The organism is Argonema antarcticum A004/B2 (genome assembly GCF_023333585.1).
GTDB lineage: Bacteria > Cyanobacteriota > Cyanobacteriia > Cyanobacteriales > Aerosakkonemataceae > Argonema > Argonema antarcticum.
Window position 1 is genome coordinate 57,556 of sequence record NZ_JAIQZN010000015.1, and the last position, 23,656, is coordinate 81,211.

The 23,656-nt window shown below is 46.0% G+C and carries 16 protein-coding genes; 7 read left to right on the forward strand and 9 right to left on the reverse strand.

Annotated features, from left to right (window positions below):
- Positions 1-28 precede the first annotated feature (28 nt).
- Both LAY57_RS09285 and LAY57_RS09290 read left to right on the forward strand, forming a co-directional pair.
- A complete protein-coding gene (locus LAY57_RS09285; RefSeq protein WP_249066127.1) occupies positions 29-274 on the forward strand; it encodes a hypothetical protein in 246 nt (81 codons plus the stop codon).
- 33 nt (positions 275-307) lie between these two features.
- Complete coding sequence (locus LAY57_RS09290; protein WP_249066128.1) at positions 308-823, forward strand: toxin-antitoxin system YwqK family antitoxin; 516 nt, start codon at positions 308-310, stop codon at positions 821-823.
- A 195-nt stretch (positions 824-1,018) separates the two neighbouring features.
- Here LAY57_RS09290 and LAY57_RS09295 read toward each other — a convergent pair whose 3' ends face one another.
- From LAY57_RS09295 to LAY57_RS09315, 5 genes are all read right to left on the reverse strand, one after another.
- Positions 1,019-1,627, reverse strand: coding sequence for a Uma2 family endonuclease (locus tag LAY57_RS09295; protein ID WP_249066129.1), 609 nt, complete (start codon positions 1,625-1,627; stop codon positions 1,019-1,021).
- Between the two features lie 72 nt (positions 1,628-1,699).
- Positions 1,700-5,293: a WD40 domain-containing protein gene (locus tag LAY57_RS09300; protein WP_249066130.1), complete on the reverse strand. Its 3,594-nt coding sequence runs from the start codon at positions 5,291-5,293 to the stop codon at positions 1,700-1,702.
- 703 nt (positions 5,294-5,996) lie between these two features.
- The gene (locus tag LAY57_RS09305) at positions 5,997-7,157 is read right to left on the reverse strand and encodes an Rpn family recombination-promoting nuclease/putative transposase (protein ID WP_249066131.1); all 1,161 of its coding nucleotides are present in this window, start codon (positions 7,155-7,157) and stop codon (positions 5,997-5,999) included.
- Between the two features lie 25 nt (positions 7,158-7,182).
- A complete protein-coding gene (locus tag LAY57_RS09310) occupies positions 7,183-10,812 on the reverse strand; it encodes a WD40 repeat domain-containing protein (protein ID WP_249066133.1) in 3,630 nt (1,209 codons plus the stop codon).
- A 134-nt stretch (positions 10,813-10,946) separates the two neighbouring features.
- Entirely contained in the window at positions 10,947-11,576 is a 630-nt protein-coding gene (locus tag LAY57_RS09315; RefSeq protein WP_249066134.1) for a Uma2 family endonuclease, read from the reverse strand.
- A gap of 65 nt (positions 11,577-11,641) precedes the next feature.
- On the opposite strand from LAY57_RS09315, the gene LAY57_RS09320 reads away from it, so the two are divergent.
- Positions 11,642-11,809: a hypothetical protein gene (locus LAY57_RS09320; RefSeq protein WP_249066135.1), complete on the forward strand. Its 168-nt coding sequence runs from the start codon at positions 11,642-11,644 to the stop codon at positions 11,807-11,809.
- Positions 11,810-12,092: 283 nt separating this feature from the next.
- Here LAY57_RS09320 and LAY57_RS09325 read toward each other — a convergent pair whose 3' ends face one another.
- Complete coding sequence (locus LAY57_RS09325; RefSeq protein ID WP_249066136.1) at positions 12,093-14,039, reverse strand: AAA-like domain-containing protein; 1,947 nt, start codon at positions 14,037-14,039, stop codon at positions 12,093-12,095.
- 946 nt (positions 14,040-14,985) lie between these two features.
- Here LAY57_RS09325 and LAY57_RS09330 point away from each other — a divergent pair.
- The gene (locus tag LAY57_RS09330; protein WP_249066137.1) at positions 14,986-17,658 is read left to right on the forward strand and encodes a GAF domain-containing protein; all 2,673 of its coding nucleotides are present in this window, start codon (positions 14,986-14,988) and stop codon (positions 17,656-17,658) included.
- 42 nt (positions 17,659-17,700) lie between these two features.
- Here LAY57_RS09330 and LAY57_RS09335 read toward each other — a convergent pair whose 3' ends face one another.
- The 3 genes from LAY57_RS09335 to psbD form a co-directional block, all read right to left on the reverse strand.
- The gene (locus LAY57_RS09335; RefSeq protein WP_249066138.1) at positions 17,701-17,886 is read right to left on the reverse strand and encodes a PCP reductase family protein; all 186 of its coding nucleotides are present in this window, start codon (positions 17,884-17,886) and stop codon (positions 17,701-17,703) included.
- Between the two features lie 474 nt (positions 17,887-18,360).
- Positions 18,361-19,746 carry a photosystem II reaction center protein CP43 gene (gene psbC, locus LAY57_RS09340; protein ID WP_249066139.1) on the reverse strand — a complete coding sequence of 462 codons (1,386 nt, stop codon included), beginning with the start codon at positions 19,744-19,746 and terminating at the stop codon, positions 18,361-18,363.
- Complete coding sequence (gene psbD, locus LAY57_RS09345; protein ID WP_249066140.1) at positions 19,730-20,788, reverse strand: photosystem II reaction center subunit D2; 1,059 nt, start codon at positions 20,786-20,788, stop codon at positions 19,730-19,732. Before psbD ends, psbC begins: the two co-directional genes overlap by 17 nt.
- Positions 20,789-21,023: 235 nt before the next feature.
- On the opposite strand from psbD, the gene LAY57_RS09350 reads away from it, so the two are divergent.
- From LAY57_RS09350 to LAY57_RS09360, 3 genes are read left to right on the forward strand one after another with little or no spacing between them, the layout of a single operon-like run.
- Complete coding sequence (locus LAY57_RS09350; RefSeq protein ID WP_249066141.1) at positions 21,024-21,590, forward strand: photosystem I assembly protein Ycf4; 567 nt, start codon at positions 21,024-21,026, stop codon at positions 21,588-21,590.
- A gap of 40 nt (positions 21,591-21,630) precedes the next feature.
- The gene (locus LAY57_RS09355) at positions 21,631-22,365 is read left to right on the forward strand and encodes a peptidylprolyl isomerase (protein WP_249066142.1); all 735 of its coding nucleotides are present in this window, start codon (positions 21,631-21,633) and stop codon (positions 22,363-22,365) included.
- Between the two features lie 57 nt (positions 22,366-22,422).
- Positions 22,423-23,577: a beta-ketoacyl-ACP synthase gene (locus tag LAY57_RS09360; protein ID WP_249066164.1), complete on the forward strand. Its 1,155-nt coding sequence runs from the start codon at positions 22,423-22,425 to the stop codon at positions 23,575-23,577.
- The last annotated feature ends 79 nt before the right edge of the window (positions 23,578-23,656 follow it).

Consider the following 23,656-nt stretch of genomic DNA (forward strand, 5'->3'; position numbering starts at 1 on the left):
TAATACCTGCTTTATTAACATAAAAAAGTTGTCTTATCTTATCTTAAGGCAGATGTGGTGTGGGGTAAGACCCTACATTTCGTTATTATCAACCCGGAAACAGGCGATCGCAACTGTAGTTACCACAGTCTTGGGCTGTGTAAAGGTTTACACGAGTATTTATACTCAAATTTTGGCGGTGTCAATAGGTGCGATCGCATCTGTAACTTTTGGTTCGTTGCTGGCATCGCGCATCCAGCAGAAGGTAAAATACAATATAAGCAGCAAAGTTTAGTAAATTGGCTGATTTTTAGAGGTTACTGGAGATTTGGCAAGTCATCTTTACCTAAAAAAGGTCAAAAATCGATTTAATCGCTTCACGGGACTGCTAATCGCTACCGGCATAGGACTGATATTTTCTAGCGTCAAGGCGGTAGCAGATCCACCGATATATTACCCCAACGGACAAGTGGTTTGGAGAGGAAATGTAGGGGACACTGTTTTCCACGAAAATGGACAGGTTGCTTGGAGAGGTAGTCCAGAAAACAATAACATTGTCTTTCACAGTAACGGACAGTTGGCTTGGAGAGGCAGTCTAGGAAATGATGTTTTTTATAACAACGGACAGGTTGCTTGGAGAGGAGACAAAGGGGACTCCTGCTATCGATCCGACGGTAGTGTGATGAGGCGGGACTGTAAAAGCACCAATTGGATTGAATTGGGTTCTGGTATTAGTTTTCGGGTTACACTTAATAATGCTCAGTTAAAGCTTCACATTCCTAGAACTGAGACGGGCCGATCGTTTTATGCCAAGATTTTTGATTTGGTAGATTCGGAAAATTAGGAACTGATATTAGTATTGAGACTACCGCCGACTTGATAGGTTATACAGCGGTTCCCGCTGTTAAGAGGTACAGTATGCGAAGGGGAGGCGAAGCATGAACGTATTTCATCTTTGCTGATTACCAATAAATCATCTGCCGGAATGCTTCGCCCCTACTTAAAATGTACTTCATTACAGCGGGAACCGCTGTATCTCTCATCGCCCCGCTTCAAAAATCTGTTTGGCCGTCAAATTCAATTCTGGAAATGTTGGAGATCCGATCGCATCATCACCTCGAAAGTGGTTAACCTGATACTCACCGTCTACTAAATAATAGATGGAAATAGTCGGCTGTTTGGGATTGCCAATGTACCGTCTGCCACCCAAACCTAAATAGTCAATAATCCAATATTCAGGAATGCCAAAAATTTCATAGTCAACCAGCTTGTGGGCATAATCATCTTGCCAATTCGTGCTGACAACTTCAATAACGAGGGGAACCGAGGCTGCTTGAGTAACGGTTGACGACTTTTTCCATAGCGGTTCTGAAGGTAGATTTTTTTGATTGATAACTAGCACGTCAGGCGAATAAGCAGATTCTCGATCGGGAACCTTAATTAGGGCTTGTTTGGGGATGAAGTAAGGGAGGTTTAATCTGTCAAATTGCACGCTTAGTTTTTTGGTGGCAAAACCATTAATCTCTTCATGCTCTCCAATGGGCTGCATTTCAACAATTACTCCATCGTGTAGTTCATAGAATCCAACCTCTGGTTTCCATTCTAGAAAATCTTCAAAAGTCGTTGTTTTTGGTAAGGTTTCAAACATAGAATTAGGTGTATCTCACTCGTAAAATATGGGTTTCACCAACCAGTTTAACTGACTTAGGACTGACGCATTTCAGGGGACTCGATCGCACAAATGACGATCGCTCTTTTCCACATCCGCATTAGTCCGCAAATAATCCTGGACGCGATCGCACCCATAACTCAATAAATCCAGACTCAGAATTCGCTGCACATTCCACAGAATCAGCGTGTTATCCTCACTGACAGAAGCCACAAACTTCCCATCAGAACTATACGCCACTCCCCGAATCGCCGCACTGTGACCTCTGAGAGTCGTTAATTCCGTACCGTCAAGCTTCCAAAACTTCACCGTATTGTCCACACTTCCAGAAGCAATCATTTGACCATCCGGGCTAAATGCCACTCCCCACACCGCAGCATGATGACCTTCAATAGTTCTTAACAACTTACCATCAATTGTCCAAAGCTTAATCGTATTATCGCCACTGCCAGAAGCGATCATCTTACCATCAGGACTAAATGCGACTCTCCATACCGCAGCAGTATGACCTTGAAGGGTTCTCACTAACTTACCATTAAGCTTCCACAACTTCACAGTACCATCTCCCCCTGCTGAGGTAATTAGCTGACTATCTGGGCTAAATACCACCTGCCAAATAGGAGCATGATGTCCTATTAGGGTCTTCGGGGCGCATCTATTGGCGTTCCCTAGAGACTTTGCAGGGGATGTTTCGCCCATACAAGTGCTGTTGCGCCGCCAAAGCTTAATCGTATTATCTTGACTTGCGGAAGCGATCGTTCGATCGTCAGGACTGAAAGCTAATCCAGTCAGTCTAGAGGTATGACCTACGAAACTTGCCATCAAAGCACCTTTTCGATCCCAGACGTTCACAATATTATCGTTTCTAGCAAAAGCAATTAACCGATCGTCGTGACTCATAGCAACTGCATAAATCGCCGCGTCTTGTTCACTCAAAGTCGCCAGCAATTTGCCTTGCCGACTCCAAAGCTTAGTCGTGCCATCCTCGCTACCAGTTGCGATCGTAGAACTATCAGCACTGACATCTAAAGCCCAAATCCCGGCTTTATGTGCAGTGACGATCGTTCGCAATGGATTTTGACTTTGCCACAGTCTGACGCTGTTTTCTGCACCTGCCGAAGCAATAAAGCTGCCGTCGGGACTCCAAGCTATCCCCCAAATCCCAGCACTATGACCTCTAAATGTCGTCAGTTCGATGCCGTCAATATGCCAAAGTTTTACCGTTTTATCTCGACTTGCAGAGGCGATAGTTTGACCGTCTGGACTAAATACAACTGCTGATATTACAGCAGTATGACCCTCAAGTGTTCGTAGCAAAGTGCCGTTTTTATGCCAAAGTTTAACCGTTTTGTCTCCACTTGCAGAGGCAATAGTTTGACCGTCTGGACTAAACGCCACTGAGGATACCACAGCAGTATGACCCTCAAGTGTTCTTAGCAAAGTGCCGTTTTTGTGCCAAAGTTTAACCGTTTTGTCTCCACTTGCCGAAGCAATAGTTTGACCATCGGGACTAAACGCCACTGAGGAGACCCCAGCAGTATGACCCTGGAAAGTTTGTAGTGCCCCCGTGCCTGCCCCCTCAACTTTCCAAAGTTTTACAGTTGCGTCCACACTAGCAGATGCAATGGTTTGACCGTCGGGGCTAAATGCCACTACCCAGATGCCAGCACTGTGACCCTGAAAAGTTTTCAACAAAGTGCCGCCCTTGTTCCATAGTTTCACAGTGCCATCATCACTTCCAGAAGCAATTAACTGACCGTCAGGGCTAAATTTGACCGATCGAACGATCGCCTGATGACCTTTGAGAGTTGCTACCTCTGTACCATTCCTCCCCCACAGTTTGATAGTTTTATCGACACTTCCAGAGGCAATTAGCTTACTGTCAGGACTAATATCGACGGTCATCACTGCCGCTTTATGTCCCGATAAACGGTTATATTCATCTACTTCATAAACGGCTTGTCGCAGTATATCAATAACCTGATGTTCAATATTTGTGTCTGTCTTGCCTAACTTTTGCAGTCTGCGTTTAGCTTTAATCGCTTCTATTAGTGCATCCAAGCGGCGATTAGAGGCAAACAGTCCCTCAGAAGAAGAAACCAGCGCTTGAATTTCGCTAATGCGAGCTTCGCGTTCGCTAATAGCGGCTCGTCGGTATTGAAAATAACTTATCACCCCTAAACCGCAGGCAAGCAGCAATGCCATACTGACTGCAAACAGCGAAATTCTTTGTCGTTTGGTAGCTTTTTTCTCTTGCTCAAGTCTTTTGCGTTCCTCTGCCAGTCGCGCTTCCACTTCTTTAGTTCGTTCTGCTTCTAAAGCTTGTTGCACTTCTCGTCTGTCGAGTTCGGTGCTAGCAGCTAAAAACTGATAGTCTAAATCACTCAAACTTTTCCCTTGCGCCCAATTTTGGGCATCAATCAATGCTTGTCCGCGCAGCAGTCGCGAAGAATCCTGTTGTTTTGACGAAATCCAAGCATCAAAAGCTTGAGAATAGGGACGCAGTTTGCCTAATTGTTTTTCTACCCATTCGAGGTTAAAAACTTCTTTATAAATGGAATTTTTGACTTTCAACAATCTTTGTTGTTTGATGACTAAACCAGAAAGCACCAGTTCGATTTGCTCGCCGCTGTCATCGGTTGGCACTTCAAATTCTTGTAAGATTTGCTGATAAATGCCGAGTAATCTGCCAGCGCGTTGTTCGTTTCGAGTTATGCGATCGCGGATCGTCCTTAAATGTTCCGGTTCGTCTTTGCTTTCCCACTTGTCGATGATGTGCGATCGCACCACACTTTCTAACCAAAATGCCTCTGTCCCTGGGATAATTTTCAGACTATCGCTATTCTCATCCGACGCAAACGCCATGTTTTCTAGCAATCTTACCAGCAATTGACAGAGTTTTTGAGTCAAAAATGGCTGTCCTGAAGTCCAAGTTAATATTTCTTTGAGTACTGCTCTTGAATTACTGACTTTTTCCTCTAAACCTACTGCTAATGGTGTGGCTTCATCCAATTGAAACCCCTGGAGTTCGATCGCTCTGCCTATATTAAATGGCGTCCGATTTTTATCGGCGATTAAATCTGAAGGTGTGGCTACTCCGAAGATCGCAAACGTGAGGCGATTGTAGGCAGGTTCCATCGCTCTTTGATTATAACAATAGCGAATCAAAGCAAAAAAATCATCTACCGGAAAATCTAAGCCGAGAATGCTGTCGATTTCATCGATAAATATAAAGATGCGCTCTTGAGGAAATTGCACCAGCAGCAATTCGACAATAAAACGACTCAATCTCTGGAGTAAAGACAAATCTTCTTCATCGCGCCACCAACCTTTTAAGTTAAACTTTCCTAACAGGTTAAAACCCAACCATAAATCGGTCACTATTCCTTTGTACCACTGAATAGGCGTGATATTTTCACTGCCTATCGCTGTCATATCGACGGTGGTACAGAGGAATCCTTCTTCTTGCAGGCGATGTCGCGTTCTCACTAAAAGTGAAGATTTCCCCATTTGCCGCGAGTTGAGTACGTAGCAAAATTCTCCCTGCTTTAAAGCTTCATATAGTTCGACATCGGCTTTACGTTCAACATAAGTAGGGGCATCTGTTGTCAGGCTGCCGCCGATTTGGTATTCGTAAGTGTTCATAGTTCATTGCCAATGTACCGTCTACCACCCAAACCTAAAGGGCTAGTTGAGAATGGTGCAAGATCTCAAGTGCATCTCACTTTTGCAAATATATGCTCACACTGTTTCTGATTATTACGCAAAACTGTGGTTTACAGCAGCTTGCAGTTGGATGAAGTACACCTCAGAAACCGGGTAACTTCTGCGAAACCCGGTTTCTCTAGGCAGGCAAGTTGGGACTAAAGGCAGCTTTCCTTACCACACCCGTATGCCCCGTGAGCGTCCTCAGCAAGATGCCCTGGGAGTTCGATCGCGGTTAAGGAAGAAATGATAACTTATATCATGTCCGGTTGCATCGGTAGCGTCAGCGTGATGCGAGAAATTGTCTGTTGTCATCGAGGGTTAAATTTTTACCACAGATGAAGACAGATGAACACAGATGAACACAGATAAGAGAGTTATTTTTTTTAGACAACCGATGCCACCGGTCATGATATTATTGGTTGACTGGTTTTGAGGGTTGCTCGTCATATCAAATCCGTCTGCGTCGGAATTGTTCGTTTTTCCCCTCTTACCCCCTCCCCTCTGCGGCCATAATAATTCAGACACAACCGGAAACGATATGATTGGATAGGATGTTGAGTTGAGGACGTAACAAAACTTGCCGGAACAGGAGGAAGAACCTCCCTTAACAAGCGTGACATTCACGTTTATAACCTCCTACTTATCTCAAGTTTTCCAACCAATTACTTAAATCAGAAACATCATTAAAATCTAGTAAAGCATCTCCTAGATTAATTAACTGTTCCATTGATAATTGTTCAATTTTGTTAGAAATTGCCTGTTCTAAGTTCCCAAATAGTCGCGTAGATTGTCGTAAGATAAACTGCCGTTGTTGTGCCTGTATTCTTTGTTGTTCCGATTGTAATTCTTGGCTTTCGGCTTCGACTCTTTGGCTTTCGGCTTCGACTCTTTGGCTTTCGGCTTCGACTCTTTGGCTTTCGGTTTCGACTCTTTGGCTTTCGGTTTCGACTCTTTGGCTTTCGGTTTCGACTCTTTGGCTTTCGGCTTCGACTCTTTGGCTTTCAGCTTCGACTCTTTGGCTTTCAGCTTCGACTCTTTGGCTTTCGGCTTCGACTCTTTGGCTTTCGGCTTCGACTCTTTGGCTTTCGGCTTCGACTCTTTGCCGCTCTTCCATCAATTTTTGTTGGTCTTCGATAAAAAACATTTGGTTTTCTAACCGATCTAATTCTTCCGTAGTCAAGTTAGCCTGATTAGCAATTGTCAAAGCCATGTTAATTTCTGGTATAGTTCCCAGAGAGTCAGGGACTACTTGTAAAGTCGGTGCTTGTTTAATAAAGTAAATCCATTTATCTGTAAGGCTTTCCAACTGTTCTAGCGACTTTTGGAATTTAGGTAATTCGACAAAAATCAAAGTCATTTCTCGCCAATAATCAACCAAGTCTTCTGTTTCTTTAAAGACAAAAGTCGAAATAAGTCTATGCCGATCGAATATCTTAAAATCCGTAATTGTCAGACTAATGACGGGATTGAGTTCGCCATATTTTCGACCGGAACCAAGTTGATTGATATAAGCTTTGGCCGTGTTATATAAAATTCTTTTTTCAAAGCCGGAGACGTTCAATACTTGCATTTCAATAATCACGTATTTACCGTCGTTGAGTTGAGCTTTAACATCCAGGTAACTATCTTTCAATTCCGGCCTTTGACCGGATTGATAAGGGTCGATAATTTGCAAATCTGTAATTACGCGATCGCCTTGATAAATTAAGGCATTCAGAAAGCTGATTAAAATTGGTTTACTTTCGGCTGAACCGAAGATTTTTTTGAAAGCGAAATCGGTTTTAGGGCTGATAAATCTCATAGGGATTAACCTCAATTTAATATGATTATAAAGGTGAATTATTAATATGGTCGCACAGATGTCTGTCTTCCTCCTTCACATCGGCATTTGTTCGCAGGTAATCCCGGATGCGATCGCACGCATAACCCAGTTCATCGAGTTTGAGAATGCCCTCCACATCCCACAAAATCAGCGTGCGATCGTCCCCAGCAGAAGCAATCTGTTTACCATCGGGACTAAACGCCACCCCCCAAACATTCCCTTGATGTCCGGTTAGCGTCGTTATTTCTGTCCCGTCGGTTTTCCAAAGTTTGAGTGCGCCAGTTGCGCCTCCAGTCACCAGCATTTGACCGTCTGGACTGAAATCAACGGCTATCATGCCTCTAGTGTTTCCCTTGAGGGTTTTGAGCAACCTGCCCTCGCTCGTCCAGAGTTTAATCGTGTCATCCATGCTGGCAGTTGCCAAAGTGCCACCGTCTGGACTGATAGCAACTTCCCAAACCCCACTGCGATGACCCTTGAGAGTCTTGGAAAATTTACCGTCCAAACTCCACAACCGAACTGTACCATCTTCACTGGCGGAAACCAGCCTCTTTCCGTCAGGGGTAAAGTCCACATCGTAAACCCTAGCCCGATGTCCTTTGAACGTCCGTAGGGGCGGTGCCCCCGTGCCCGCCCTGCCGTCCGACTTCCACAGTTTCACGGTTGTATCGTCGCTGGCAGAAGCGAGTAGCTGACCATCTGGACTAGGGGAGATATCCCAAACTCCCGCCCCATGCCCTGTTATAGTTTTCAGCAACGTCCCGTCGAACTGCCAGAATTTAATCGTTTTATCTTCACTGGCGGTAGCAAGGATGGGCGCGATCGCAGATTTCCCAGAGTTGGCAAAGCTGGCAGCAGAGAGGAAAGCAACGGACTGAACGGCAGCCTTGTTTCCGGCAAAAGACTTCAGCAACGTACCGTCTCGCGCCCACAGTTTAAAACTGCGATCCGAACCGGCTGAAGCTAGCATCTGACCGTCTGGGCTGAAATCTATATCCCAAATCGTGCCGCGATGTCCGTGCAGAACTTTCGAGAAGGGGTTTATCGGATTCCAGACTCGAACGGTATTGTCGTCACTGGCGGAGACAACGATTTCACTGTGGGGAATAAAGGTCACGCCTCGAATTCCAGATTGATGCCCTTGGAGGACTTTCAACAGCGTCCCGTCGGGCTTCCAGAGGTTTATGGTTTGGTCGGCGCTGGCGGAAGCAATGACATCACCTGCTGTGCTGACGGCAATTTCAAACACTTCAGAATTATGGCCGCTAAGAGTGAGTAGGGGCAGTGCCTCTGTGCCTGCCCTTCCGTCGAGTTGCCAGAGTTTAACAGTATTGTCAGCGCTGGCAGAGACGATGGTGGGACGTTTTGTGCCGTTCTTGTCGGCAAGTAAGGCGAACTCAACGTCCCAAACGGCCGCGCTATGCCCTTCCAGGGTTCTCACCAGTTCGCCGCCCTTAGTCCAAACCTTGATCGTACCGTCCGCGCTGCCAGAGGCGAGTAGATTTCCATCTGGACTAAAGGCAACACCCCAAACCCCACTTTGATGTCCTGTCAGAGTCTCGATCGGTTTGCCATCAAAGCTCCACAGACGAATGGTGCTGTCTTCGCTGCCGGAGGCGATGCGCTGACCATCAGGACTCACGGCGATGTCCCAAATTGCGGTACTGTGTCCCGGAAAGGTTTTGAGCAGTTTGCCTTGCCGATTCCACAGATAAATGTTGCCGTCCAAGCTAGATGTCACTAGGCGCTGGCTGTCAGGACTAAAACTGAGGGCGTGAACGGTGGCAGTGTGCTGGAGGGTTTGCAGCAGCGTACCATCGGGTTTCCAAAGCTTAACCGTTTGGTCATTACTGCCTGTAGCGATCAGTTGACCGTCTGGGCTGGCATCAACCGCCAGTACCCAACCTCGATGTCCCCAGAAGCGATTGAGTTCTGCGGTTCCGTAGATGGCTTGTTGCAGCACTTGCCGAACTTGCGATCGCAACTGGGGGCCCGAATTAGCGAGATTGCCGAGCCTGCGTCTGGCTTTGATGGCAGTCACGAGGCCGTCTAATCGCTGTTGGGAGGCGAATTGCCCGGAGGATGAGGAGGTGAGGGCTTGAATTTCGCTGGTGGCGGCGTGATGATATTGCCAGAGGGCGAAAATGGCGGATGCGATCGCCACTATCAGCAACCCACTCAACGCTGCAATAAACTTGCGCTGTCGCTGTGCTGTCTTTCTTTCATAAGCTACGCGCTTGCGTTCTTCTGCGAGTCGCGCTTCGACTTCTTTTACTCGTTCTGCTTCCAGCGTTTGCTGCATTTCCAACTTGTCTAATTCACCAGAAGCAGCTAAAAAGTGATAGTCCAAATCGCTCAAACTTTTGCCTTGCGCCCAAGCTTGAGCCTCTTTCAAAGCTTGTCCTCGCAACAGTCGGGAAGAATCTGTTTGTTTGGCTGCAATCCAAGTTTCAAAAGTTTGGGAGTAGGGACGTAGTTTTCCTAATTGTTTTTCTACCCATTCGAGGTTAAAAACTTCTGCATAAATGCGGTTTTTAACTTTGAGTAATCCTGCTTTTTTTTCAACTAATCCAGATAGCACCAGTTCGATTTGTTCGCGGCTGTCGTCGGCACAGATCCCCCCTGGGGTTAGGGGGGGTTCTGATTGTAAGATTTGCTGATAAATGCCTAGCAATCTTCCGGCGCGTTGTTCGTCACGGAGAATGCGATCGCCTATCGTTTTCAGATGCTCTGGCTCGTCCTGCGATTCCCATTTATCGATGATGCGCGATCGCACCACACTTTCTAACCAAAATGCCTCTGTCCCTGGGATAATTTTCAGACTATCGCTATTCTCATCCGACGCAAACGCCATGTTTTCTAGCAATCTTACCAGCAATTGACAGAGTTTTTGAGTCAAAAATGGCTGTCCTGAAGTCCAAGTTAATATTTCTTTGAGTACTGCTCTTGAATTACTGACTTTTCCCTCTAAACCTACTGCTAATGGTGTGGCTTCATCCAATTGAAACCCCTGGAGTTCGATCGCTCTGCCGATATTAAATGGCGTCCGATTTTTATCGGCGATTAAATCTGAAGGTGTGGCTACTCCGAAGATCGCAAACGTGAGGCGATTGTAGGCAGGTTCCATCGCTCTTTGATTATAACAATAGCGAATCAAAGCAAAAAAATCATCTACCGGAAAATCTAAGCCGAGAATGCTGTCGATTTCATCGATAAATATAAAGATGCGCTCTTGAGGAAATTGCACCAGCAGCAATTCGACAATAAAACGACTCAATCTCTGGAGTAAAGACAAATCTTCTTCATCGCGCCACCAAACTTTTAAGTTAAACTTTCCTAACAGGTTAAAACCCAACCATAAATCGGTCACTATTCCTTTGTACCACTGAATAGGCGTGATATTTTCACTGCCTATCGCTGTCATATCGACGGTGGTACAGAGGAATCCTTCTTCTTGCAGGCGATGTCGCGTTCTCACTAAAAGTGAAGATTTCCCCATTTGCCGCGAGTTGAGTACGTAGCAAAATTCTCCCTGCTTTAAAGCTTCATAAAGTTCGGAATCGGCTTGTCGTTGGACATAGGTAGGCGCATCAGTTGTGAGACTGCCGCCGATTTGGTATTGGTAAGTGTTCATAGTTCATGGTTTATGGCAATAATCTATTAATTGTTACTCACAAGGAGGTAAGAGAGTTTGAATTGTTTTAATTCTACTGTCAAGAGATGACTTGTGTAGTTTTTGTTGAGGAACGAAACCAAAACTACAACTTATTACAACTGTTCGTCTTCTGGCGATCGTCCAGCTTCAAAAATCTGTTTGGCAGTCAGATTTAATTCTGGAAATGTCGGAGATACGATCGAGTCAGCACCTCGGTACTGGTTGACTTGATACTCACCTTCTACTAAGTAATAGATGGAAATAGTCGGCTGTTTGGGATTGCCAATGTACCTTCTACCACCCAAACCCAAATAGTCAATAATCCAGTATTCAGGAATGCCAAAAGTTTCATAGTCAACCAGCTTGTGGGCATAATCATCTTGCCAATTCGTGCTGACAACTTCAATAACTAGGGGAACGGATGCGGCTTGAGTAAGGGTTGATGACTTTTTCCACATCGGTTCTGATGACAGATTTTTCTGATTGATAACTAGCACATCAGGCGAATAAGCAGAGTCTCGTTCGGGAACCTTAATTAATGCTTGCTTGGGGATGAGGTAAGGGAGTTTTAATCGTTTGAATTCTACAGTTATTTCACCACCTAAAAACCCATTAATTTCTTCATGATCTCCTATTGGCTGCATTTCAACAATTACTCCATCGTGTAGTTCATAGAAGCCGCCGTCTGGTTTCCATTCCAGAAAATCTTCAAAACTTGTTGTTTTTGGTAAGGTTTGAAACATAGGATTGGGTGCATCTCACTTTTGCAAATATATGCTCACACTGTTTCTGATTATTACGCAAAACTGTGATTTATAGCGGCTTGCAGTTGGATGAAGTACACCTCAGAAACCGGGTTTATTCAAGAAACCCGGTTTCTCTAGGCAAGTTGGGACTAAAGGCAGCTTTCCTCACCACACCCGTATGCCCCGTGAGCGTCCTCAGCAAGATGCCCTGGGAGTTCGATCGCGGTTAAAGGCAAGGAAGAAATGATAACTTATTGGTTGACTGGTTTTAAGGGTAGCTTGTCATTGGATGGGATGTTGAGTTGAGGACGTAACAAAACTTGCCGGAACAGGAGGAAGAACCTCCCTTAACAAGCGTGACATCGATGATTTGCAAATCGGTAATTATGGTGTATCAGCTTGACGTTCAACATAAGTAGGAGCATCTGTTGTCAAGCTGCCGCCGATTTGATATTGGTAAGTGTTCATAGTTCCCGATATTTTAGAATTATTATGCTAATGAGTTCAAGTATTTTATGTATGAAGGGTAACGCGATCGCGCCCTTGTCTTTTCGATTGATAAAGTGCTTCATCAGCACCAGCAATGAGCATTTCTGGAGAGTTTTGAGAATCTGGCTTTATACTGGCAACTCCCAAACTGACTGTGACAAACCGATCGGGAAGACCGTCAACGTCAGGATTGTCATGGGCGATCTCTAAGGCTTTAACGATCGCTCGAATTTCTTCTGCCATGTTAACAGCAGTATGGGCATCTGTTTGAGGCAAAATTACCGCAAACTCTTCACCGCCATAACGCGCCACAAGATTCCCATGATGCGTCACGCAAACACTGATAGCATTGGCAATTTGCTGTAGGCATTCATCTCCGGCTAGATGTCCGTAAGTGTCATTGTAAAACTTGAAATAGTCAACATCGCACAAAATAAGCGATAGCGGTAGAATCTCCTCAATCTGCTGCCACAATGTTTTCAGATACTGGTTAAAGTAGCGTCTATTGGCAAGTTGAGTCAACTCATCTAAATTTGACAAGCGCTGTAACTGGACATTCTCTTGCTCTAACTCTTCCAAGCGAAAATCAATCAAATTTGGGTTTTTGAAATTCTCCCGAAAATACCTACGATATAATTGGCAACTTGGCTTTGCTCGATCGCCATCAAGATGTATTAGCCCCATACTCTCTAACTTATATAGTGCGACATCTCCTACAAAAACCGATCCCTCACTGCTAATCACTCGCTTAAATGCTGCTGCCAAATCTGGCTCTTCTTGAAGCATAACTGAGAGACTCCGCAAATGAGCGCTGTAAATCCCGGTTGGTTCTTGAGCTTTTTGCAATAACTCTTCTAATGTCATCTCTTTGCCAGACAACTGATAGAATGCCATGTTTAGCAAATAGGGGTGTCCCCCTACCATTTCCACCAAAGGAACAAGGCGTCGCATCCCCGCTTCACCCTCTGCCCAAGTAAGTTCGTAACGCATTGCCAGCTGCTGCACCTGCTCCAAACTAAATTCTGGCACTTTCAGCGGTAACCCAATATTGAAGGGCGATTGAGTAAGCTTGAGCGGAAGGTAAATTTCGGTACTGTGAACCACCACCAACCGCAGTTTTCGCCAAGTCTCAACCTGTACTGCCTGTTCGTGCCAAGCTCGCAGCATCGGCAGAAAGTCTTGGGCAATTTCGGGATACTCAAAAATCCGATTCACTTCATTTAAGGCCAAAACCAAAGCACTATTGATAGATTTTAATAAATAGCCCTCAAAATAAATTTTGCAGCTCATTTTACTGCCCAAGTCCTCATCCCAGTAATCATTCAACTTGGGGGTGAGTTGCAACTGCCTGCTGACATTAGCACAGAACCAGCGTAAGAATTTATTAATAGAGGTAAAAACGGCAGTGTCAGCTTCTTGAAAATCTAAGACAACAGTTTTATATCCTTCTGTAGTGGCATGAGCAATAATCCTGTTTAGCAGTGAACTTTTCCCCATCTTCCTGGGCGCTTTGATCCGGAGTACGCATCCTGGTTTGTGAATTTCATAGCACGCTAGTTCTTCGATCGGTGGACGATTGATATAAAGTTGGGAATCTAACGGTACTGGACGACCGGGAAATTCGATTTCCGCCTGTGGAAAGCTACTTAGGGAATCCTGTCTGGCTATTTGCTCCCTTGGGGACACCTGCCAGTCGGTGCGGTTGGATTTGGCTGTCCAGTTTTCCCCGTATTGCTTTAAGACTAGATGCAGATTTTTTTTGGTCACCCTTTGCCCTAAAGCATCTGAGAGGTCGTTCCACAACTTAGAGCCAATTTCCTTTATGTAGTCGAGGCCGTAAGCTGAATCCTGCGCTATGTCGGTATAGGTTTGCCCTATCCACGATGCACGGAAAACTAATCGCTCAATAGGACTGAGTTCCCTAGAGAGAAATTCTTGTTCTACAACTATTAGAGCTTCATCAACATTCATTTACATCTATATATTGACGAGGAGAGATTGAAAGTAAAACTTAATTTTACCTTAGATTTTAGTAATCTAAAAAATCTTTCTTGACTTTTAACTCTTTCCTGACCTAGCACAGATATATGGATGATTTGTAATAAGAAAAGTAAATTTTTATGCCGTCAAGGGTTAACGAGCTTCTATAGCTAGGGACTAGGGGCTAGGGGCTAGGGGCTAGGGAAGAGGGAAGACGGAAAAGCTTACTCCGTAAAGGATTATGGACTTCATGTAACAGTTGGAGTTGGCTTAATCGCCCTGGCGGTTGCTATAAAATCCAATTATATTGTATAGTATGATACATTTTAATCCATTACTTTCTTTGAGCCCCAAGATTATGTAACTCAAGTTGCTAGCTAGTTCCATTGGCTCTTGTTCAGAATGGATAATGGCTACGTTGTTGCGCTTTAGCGCAACAACGTACCTGCTACGCATCTAATTTGACAGTCATTTTTTCTGACCTTCTTGTGGGATGGGCATCCTGTCCCCACTAAAGCCGAAGCACTCAGCACTCAAGAAGCACTTTGCTATATAGCAATCCCACTTTTCCCACTTTTCCCTTTTATGGTTGGGTAAAAAAGGCTTGTAGAGCCCACTTTTTTTGACATTTATAACTTTAAATTACCCACTTTTCCCAATCAAATATAAGTTAAAATTTAAAACATCCACAATCAAATATAATTGAAGATTATTTTGTTGAAATGCGAAATGTCCAAATGTTATACTTAAAGTTTAAATTTATCATTTGATTATAATAACATAAACCTCCGCTATAATCATCAAGTTTTAAAAATTGTATAGACGCAAACTTGGGTGTTATAAAACGAGTAATATGGTCTGGCTTTACGGGAGTAACTACTTCAATCACCAAAACTCATACCTTTCTGCTGTAAAGGCAGAAGTTTAGAAAAATAATATGTGGCAAATTGTAAAAAATGTATTCTCACCGAGTCAATATATGCCTCACGGTCACTGTTACCTGTGGCAAACGCCTCTAGTGTGGCTGCACGTAGTTAGTGACTTGCTGATTGCGGTAGCTTACTTTTCGATTCCGGCGATGCTGATTTATTTTGTTTTCAAGCGGCGCGATGTTCCTTTTTTAGGAATATTTGCTTTATTTGGAGCGTTCATTATTTTCTGTGGGATGGGACACTTGCTAGAAATTTGGACGCTGTGGCATTCCGCCTATTGGCTGTCGGGGATTGAGAAAGCAATTACTGCCCTCATTTCCTGCTATACAGCTGGACAAATGGTAACCTTGCTGCCAAAGTTTTTATCTTTAAAAACTCCCCAAGAATTAGAGGTAATTAATCACAAGTTACAGCGGGAAATCAGCGAACGCGAAAATGTAGAATTAGAGCTGCGGTGCGCCTATGAAGACTTGGAAATTAAAGTGCAAGAGCGCACCACAGAGTTGACAAAAATCAACGCTTGCTTAGAAGCAGAAATTAGGGAAAGAATTGCTGCTGAATCTGCTTTGCGAGAACGAGAAATACGTTTGAGCAAACAACAAGCTAGCAAGCTAGAACTAGCAAAAAGTGACCGGATCTACCAGGGAAATATCGGTGATGCGTTGAGAGAGATTACGGAAATAGCAACCCGTACCCTGAATGTCGAGTGGGTCAGCGTTTGGTTTTACAACGAAGATAAATCAGCAATGTGCTGTGGGAATCTCTACAAACTGACGGCTAACCAACACAGCGATGGTTTAGAACTGAGGGTTGATGATTATCCTAACTATTTCAAAGCTTTGAATGCAGAACAGACGATCGCAGCAGTTGATGCCAATACCGATCCGCGCACTCAAGAGTTTAGCGAATCTTACTTGATTCCTTTGGGTATATCCTCGATGTTAGACGTTCCCATTACCCATCAAGGACGAGTTGAGGGCGTAATTTGTTTGTCACATCAGGGGACACCGAGAAATTGGACGCTGGACGAACAAAATTTCGCTAGCTATTTGGCACAGATTGTAGCTTTAGCGATGGAATCGCGCGATCGCATTCTAGCTCAAGAAGCTTTACACAAGCAATTAAAGCGAGAGCGGTTGGTGGGGACGATGCTCGATCGCATTCGCTCTTCCCTGAATTTAGAGTCAGTTCTGCAAACATCTGTTGATGAAGTGCGGCAATTTTTGCAAACAGACCGGACAATAGTTTACCGCTTTAACCCCGACTGGAGTGGATTTGTGGTAGTTGAGTCAGTGGGTAAAGATTGGATGCCTACGCTGGAAATGGATATTCAAGACAACTGTTTTCTGGAAAAATATGTTCCCCTTTACAAAGAGGGTCGCATTGGGGCCATCTCGGATGTGGAGAATAGCAGTTTAAATCTTTGCCACATCAAGCTACTCCGTCAGTTGCAGGTTAAAGCCAACTTAGTTATTCCAATTCTACAAGCAGAAGAGGCCACCCAAAATCCCAAATGTGGGGGGACAACTAAAAACCAATGTAACCTCTGGGGTTTACTCATTGCCCATCATTGTAGCAGTAGTCGCGAGTGGCAGGAATTTGAGATCGAGTGCCTCAAAGAGTTGAACGTGCAATTGGCGATCGCACTTCAGCAATGCACCCTCTTTGAACAGGCGCAAACCGAACTAAGCGATCGCAAACAAGCAGAAGCAGCTTTGCGCCTATCTGAAGCTAGAGAACGGGAAAAAGCACGACAGCTTGAAGTCACCCTGCGTCAACTCAAAAGTACCCAAGCGCAGATCGTTCAAAGTGAAAAAATGGCATCGTTAGGGCAAATGGTCGCGGGAGTCGCTCACGAAATTAACAATCCCGTCAGCTTCATCTACGGCAACGTTACTCCAGCGATCGAATATTCCCATTACCTGTTGAATGCGATCGATCTCTATCAGCAACACTACCCCGAACCACCAGCCGCAATTAAGGAGCAGATTGAAGCAGTTGAATTTGATTTTATCAAAGAAGACTTCATCAAATTACTCGAATCAATGAAAACTGGTGCTGAGCGGATCAAACAAATTGTGCTTTCCCTGCGTAATTTTTCCCATCTTGACGAAGCTGACAGGAAACCAGCAAACCTCAACCAAGACATTGAGAGTACCCTGATGATTTTGCAACATCGCCTCAAACCCCAGCCGAGGCGCTGTGCGATCGAAGTAATTAGAGAGTATGGAAAATTGCCCCTAGTTGAATGTTACCCCGGTCAACTAAATCAGGTCTTTATGAATCTCCTAAGCAATGCCATTGATGCTTTAGAAGAAAGGCTGCAAAGAGATCCTAACTTTACACCGCAGATTCGCATCTGTACTGAAGTTAAAAATAATCTGGATAAATCTCATATAAAATCTGCAATTGTTCGTATTGCTGACAATGGTGCGGGTATTTCAGAAGAAGTTAAACAACGTATTTTCGATCCTTTTTTTACTACTAAACCTGTAGGCAAAGGCACGGGATTAGGGCTATCTATCAGCCATCAAATTATTGTTGAAAAACATCAAGGCCGACTGGAATGCTACTCGCAGTTAGGACAGGGAACGGAATTTCTCATAGAGTTGAATTTTTGTGTCTATAACACCGATATTGTTGTAAAGACGTTTCATAAAACGTCTCTACAACAATGAAAAAAAGGGGGTAATCGAAGCGTATTTTGAGCAATTAGGCAATTACTGACCAAACTCAGATCTTGCCTGTTCAACAATCTCAACGGTCACGACTTCTTGTTCTGCCTCACGGGTCAATTGCTCAATTCGCTGTCGAGCTTGAGCGCGGGCAAAAAAAGGAATATTTTTCAGCTTCGCCTTAGCTTCAGGCGTCCATTCCAAAGTACCTGTAAAGTCAGAATTTCGCATAGCACATTAGCATTCAGCAATTAGTGGGTCTTGGGCACTGGGGTAAAAAAAGTTTCGGTATGTGACCGCGAACAGTTTATATATTACAGCGGGGCCGATCGCGGAAAACGGTATGTTGACATAAGTATAGCTAGGGACTAGGGGCTAGAGACTAGGGACTAGGGAAGAGGGAAGAGGTAAGAGGGAAGAGGGAAGAGATAAGAGGTAAGAGGGTTACGGAGTAAGGGATGGAAGGAGCAGAGGTAAAGGATGGGAGAACCAGAGGTATAGCCACCGTCACATCGGTTAGGACAGTATTAAACGCTCAAAGCAAGGCTGGGACTGTGTTTTTACTCAGCACTCAGCACTCAGCACTTTGCTATAAGAGTTGGAGTTGTCCTAACACGGGCGATTGCTATACAAAAAAAACTCCTGCCTTTAAGCAGGAGCCATATCACTATGAAAGAAGAGAGAAATAGAAACTAAACTGGCAGTTTAGTCGAGATCCTTCATGAACAGCACTGGCTCAGTTTCGCGGTCAATACCTTTTTCAAAGCCAGCAGCAGCCGCACGAGCGCGACCCGCGTGCCAAAGGTGACCAACGAGGAAGAAGAAGCCTAGCACCAAGTGAGAGGTTGATAACCAAGCACGTGGATTAATGTAGTTAAAGCCATTAGTTTCCGTGATCAGACCACCCACAGAGTTGAGCGAACCGTTGGGAGCGTGCGTCATGTACTCAGCCGCACGACGGACTTGCCAAGGTTGAACATCATACTTGATCTTGTCGAGGTCGAGGCCATTGGGACCGCGCAGGGGTTCGAGCCAGGGGCCACGGAAATCCCAGAAGCGCATTGTTTCGCCACCGAAGATGATTTCGCCAGTGGGAGAGCGCATCAGGTATTTACCCAGACCTGTGGGGCCTTGTGCAGAACCGACGTTAGCACCCAAGCGTTGGTCGCGCACCAGGAAGGTGAAAGCTTGAGCTTGGGAAGATTCAGCGTTGGTAGGGCCGTAGAATTCGCTGGGATAAACGGTGTTGTTAAACCAGACATAGCAAGAGGCAATAAAGCCCATTAGGGACAGAGCGCCCAAGCTGTAGGAGAGATAAGCTTCTCCAGACCAGATGAAGGCGCGACGAGCCCAACCGAATGGCTTGGTGAGGATGTGCCAAATACCACCAGCAATACAAGTGAGGCCAATCCAGATGTGACCGCCGACAACATCTTCCAAGTTGTTGACGCTGACAATCCAGCCCTCTCCACCGAAAGGAGACCTAGTGAGATAACCGAAGATGACAGAGGGGTTCAGTGTTGGGTTAGTGATGACACGAACATCACCACCACCAGGTGCCCAAGTGTCGTACAGTCCACCGAAGAAGACTGCCTTCGCCACCAGCAGCAAGGCTCCGCATCCCAACATAATCAGGTGGAAGCCCAGAATGGTGGTCATTTTGTTCTTGTCTTTCCAGTCGTACCCAAAGAAGGAGGAGTACTCTTCGAGGGTATCTGGGCCGCGAACGGCATGATAGATGCCGCCGAGACCGAGAACAGCAGAGGAAATCAGGTGCAGAACGCCGACAACGAAGTAGGGATAAGTGTCGATGATTTCACCGCCTGGGCCAACACCCCAGCCTAGTGAGGCCAGGTGAGGGATCAGAATCGCGCCCTGTTCATATATGGGCTTGTCTGGGGTAAAGTGAGCGACTTCAAACAAAGTCATCGCTCCGGCCCAGAATACGATCAGACCGGCGTGGGCAACGTGCGCGCCCAGGAGTTTACCGGAGAGGTTGATGAGACGGGCATTTCCAGCCCACCAGGCAAATCCAGAAGATTCTTGGTCGCGATTACCTGCAACCATAGAACTATTAGAGAGCGTTACCACGCGGTAGAACCTCCTCAGGGAATACAAATTTTTCGTGAGGCTGATCTTGAGGTGACATCCAAGCACGGATGCCCTCATTCAGCAAAATGTTCTTGGTGTAAAAGGTTTCAAATTCGGGGTCTTCAGCCGCTCTTAACTCTTGGGATACGAAGTCGTAAGCCCGCAGGTTGAGTGCTAAACCGACAATGCCAATGGAACTCATCCACAAGCCGGTGACTGGTACAAACAGCATGAAGAAGTGCAACCAGCGCTTGTTGGAGAAGGCAATTCCGAAGATTTGCGACCAGAAGCGGTTGGCGGTCACCATACTGTAGGTTTCTTCTGCTTGGGTGGGGTTGAAGGCGCGGAAGGTATTGGCTCCTTCGCCGTCTTCAAAGAGGGTGTTCTCAACTGTAGCACCGTGGATGGCGCAAAGTAAGGCTCCGCCCAGTACGCCCGCTACGCCCATCATGTGGAAGGGGTTGAGGGTCCAGTTGTGGAATCCTTGCAGGAAGAGGATGAAGCGGAAGATTCCCGCTACTCCGAAGCTGGGGCCGAAGAACCAGCTCGATTGTCCCAAGGGGTACATCAGGAAGACGGAAACGAAGACGGAGATGGGTGCGGAAAATGCGATCGCGTTGTAGGGACGAATGCCTACTAGGCGAGCGATTTCAAATTGGCGCAGCATGAAGCCGATCAGGGCGAAGGCTCCGTGCAGGGCGACAAATGCCCACAAGCCGCCGATTTGGCACCAACGGGTGAAGTTCCATCCTGCTTCAGGTCCCCACAGGAACAGGAGGGAGTGTCCCATGCTGTCTGCTGGTGAGGATACGGCGGCGGTGAGGAAGTTGCAGCCTTCTAGGTATGATGAGGCTAGTCCGTGGGTGTACCAGGAGGTGACGAAGGTGGTGCCGGTCAGCCATCCGCCTAGCGCTAGGTAGGCGCAGGGGAATAGGAGGATGCCGGACCAGCCGACGAATACGAAGCGATCGCGCTTTAGCCAGTCGTCGAGGACGTCAAACCATCCTCTTGAGGCTCCAGCACGTCCGACAGCAATAGTCATTTATGCAAACCCTCTTGCTTTATTAAATCTGGGAGGTTTCTAAGTAAGTTAACATAACTATATATTAATTTGTAGCCAAAATTAGTAAACCCTCTAGATTCTATTAATAGACAATAGGTTATGGGGCAATAATGGCAAGAAGCAGGTGAGCAGAGGAGATAGGCATAATTACCTCTAGCCAATGACCAATTACCAATCCTTAAGTTAATTAGAAGGAAGTGAGAATATTATCTCTATGACGACACAAACAATCTCCACAAGCGATCGCGTACTCCGCCAGCAGATTTTAGGATCTCGTCGTTTCAGTAATTACTGGTGGGCAACGATCGTCTCCATAGGAGGCATCGGCTTTTTATTGGCGGGTATTTCCAGTTACCTGCATAAAAATCTGTTGCCTTTTAGTGATGCCACTGGGCTGATATTCGTCCCCCAAGGGCTGGCAATGGCCTTTTATGGGACAGCTGGGACGCTTTTGGCACTTTATCTCTGGTTGTCCATCTTTTTGGATTTTGGGGGCGGTTACAACGAATTTAATCAAGAAACAGGCTTCGTTAAGATTTTCCGGTGGGGGTTTCCCGGCAAAAATCGCCGGATTGAGATTAGCAGCCGCACTGAGGATGTACAGGCGATCCGCGTTGAGATCAGGGAAGGTCTCAATCCCCGCCGCGCTCTATATCTGCGAATTAAAGGTCGCAGAGATATTCCCCTGACGCGAGTCGGAGAACCAATGTCTTTGTCTGAACTGGAAAATCAGGCGGCTCAGCTAGCCCGGTTCTTGGGAGTGCCTCTAGAAGGTTTATGATCGGCTGCGTTGACCTTTTTTATGTTGGCTCTCACTGGAAATGCAAATGAAGCTCGGACACTTGTTGGTGTCAATTATCATCGTGGGTGCATTGCTGCTGGGGGGATGCACACCGCCACAAGATGCTTCGCAAGCATCGCAAAATCCTTCAGGAACTGAAACTTCTGCTCCTATTACTCAAGCAAGCAATCCTCAAATGGCTAACTTACCTCGTTTGGAAGGAAAGGCTACTGTCGTCATGGTGGTGAAAGGTTCACCCATTACGATCGAAGTCGATGGAACGAATGCTCCCATCACCGCCGGTAATTTCGTGGATCTCGTCGGGCGTGGCGTCTACGATGGTTTGGTGTTTCACCGGGTAGTCCGGGAACCGCAACCGTTTGTAGCTCAAGGTGGCGACCCGCAAGGTAAAGACCCTAACTTCCGGGGTCAGCTGGGAACTGGCGGTTTTGTCGAGCCAGCAACAGGTCAAGAGCGCCGCATTCCGCTGGAAATTAAGCCCAAAGGGGCAGAAAGTCCGGTTTACAGCAAGACTATTACTCAGCCGCCACTTTTGCAGCATAAGCGCGGTGCTGTGGCGATGGCGAGATCCCAGTCTCCAGATTCTGCTTCTTCGCAGTTCTACTTTGCTTTGGCGGATCTCGCTTTTTTGGATGGTAGCTATGCTGTGTTTGGGTACGTGACCCAAGGTATGGATGTGGTCGATAAGATTCAGCAGGGCGATCGCATAGAATCGGCTAAGGTAACTGAAGGCGCTGAAAATCTGAAGAAATAGTCATTAGTTATTAGTCATTAGTCATTGGTTGGTTTAATAACGAATGACTAATGACCGATCGACGTGAAGATTTTTGTTACTGGCATTGGTTTAATTTCATCTTTGGGTACACTGGAAACTAGCTGGCAACATCTAATTGCCAGTCGTTCTGGTATTCTGCTGCATCAACCTTTTCCTGAATTAAAACCACTTCCTTTGGCGCTGATTGGAAATAAGCCAGCCGAGTTAGTAACGCTAACTCGGCTGGTTGTTGTTTCGGCTTTGGAAGATGCAGGTTTAGAAGTACCTTTGCTAGATTGTGGGGTGGTTATAGGATCTAGTCGCTCTCAGCAGGCTTTGTGGGAGAAGTTGGCGCGGTTTACCCCACCCCCTAACCCCCTCCCCGTCAACGGGGAGGGGGGAATAGAGGGTTGGTTGGGGATGTTGCCACATATAGGCGCGATCGCAGCTGCTCGTCAAATTGGTGCAACTGGGCCGGTGTTGGCACCGATGGCGGCTTGTGCTAGTGGGATTTGGGCTCTAGCGCAAGGTTTTGAGTTAATCCAAACTGGTCAATGTGAGATGGTTATTGCTGGTGCGGTGGAAGCACCGATTACACCGCTGACTTTGGCGGGGTTTAAGCAGATGGGTGCTTTGGCGCGAACTGGGGCTTATCCATTCGATCGATATCGGGAAGGTTTGGTGTTGGGAGAAGGTGCGGCGGTGTTGGTGCTGGAGTCGGCCCAGTCAGCTAGGCGTCGAGGGGCTAGGGTTTATGGAGAAGTTTTAGGTTTTGGATTGACAAATGATGCACATTATGCTAACTCACCGGAATTGGGAGGGAAGAGTGCGATCGCATCTATCAAACAATGTTTAGAACGCAGCCATCTTTCTACCAGTGATATTGATTACATTCAAGCTCATGGTACGGCGACTCGGCTAAATGACCAAAATGAGGCGCAGGTAATTCAGTATTTGTTTCCCCAAAGTGTTCCAGTTAGTTCCACCAAAGGAGCGACAGGTCATACGCTGGGAGCATCGGGAGCGTTGGGAGCGGCTTTCTGTCTAATGGCATTGAAGTATCAGATTTTACCGCCTTGTCTTGGCTTAAAAGAATCAGAATTTGAGTTGGATTTGGTGACGGAAGCGCGTCGGGGTGAAATTCGCAATGTACTTTGTTTGAGTTTTGGATTTGGGGGTCAGAATGCAGTGTTAGCTTTGGGGAAGATGTGACAGGCGAGACGCCCTTAGTTGTGATCTTTCAAAATACCCCACTACCTCCGCCAACCGTCACTAACCATAAAACATAAAC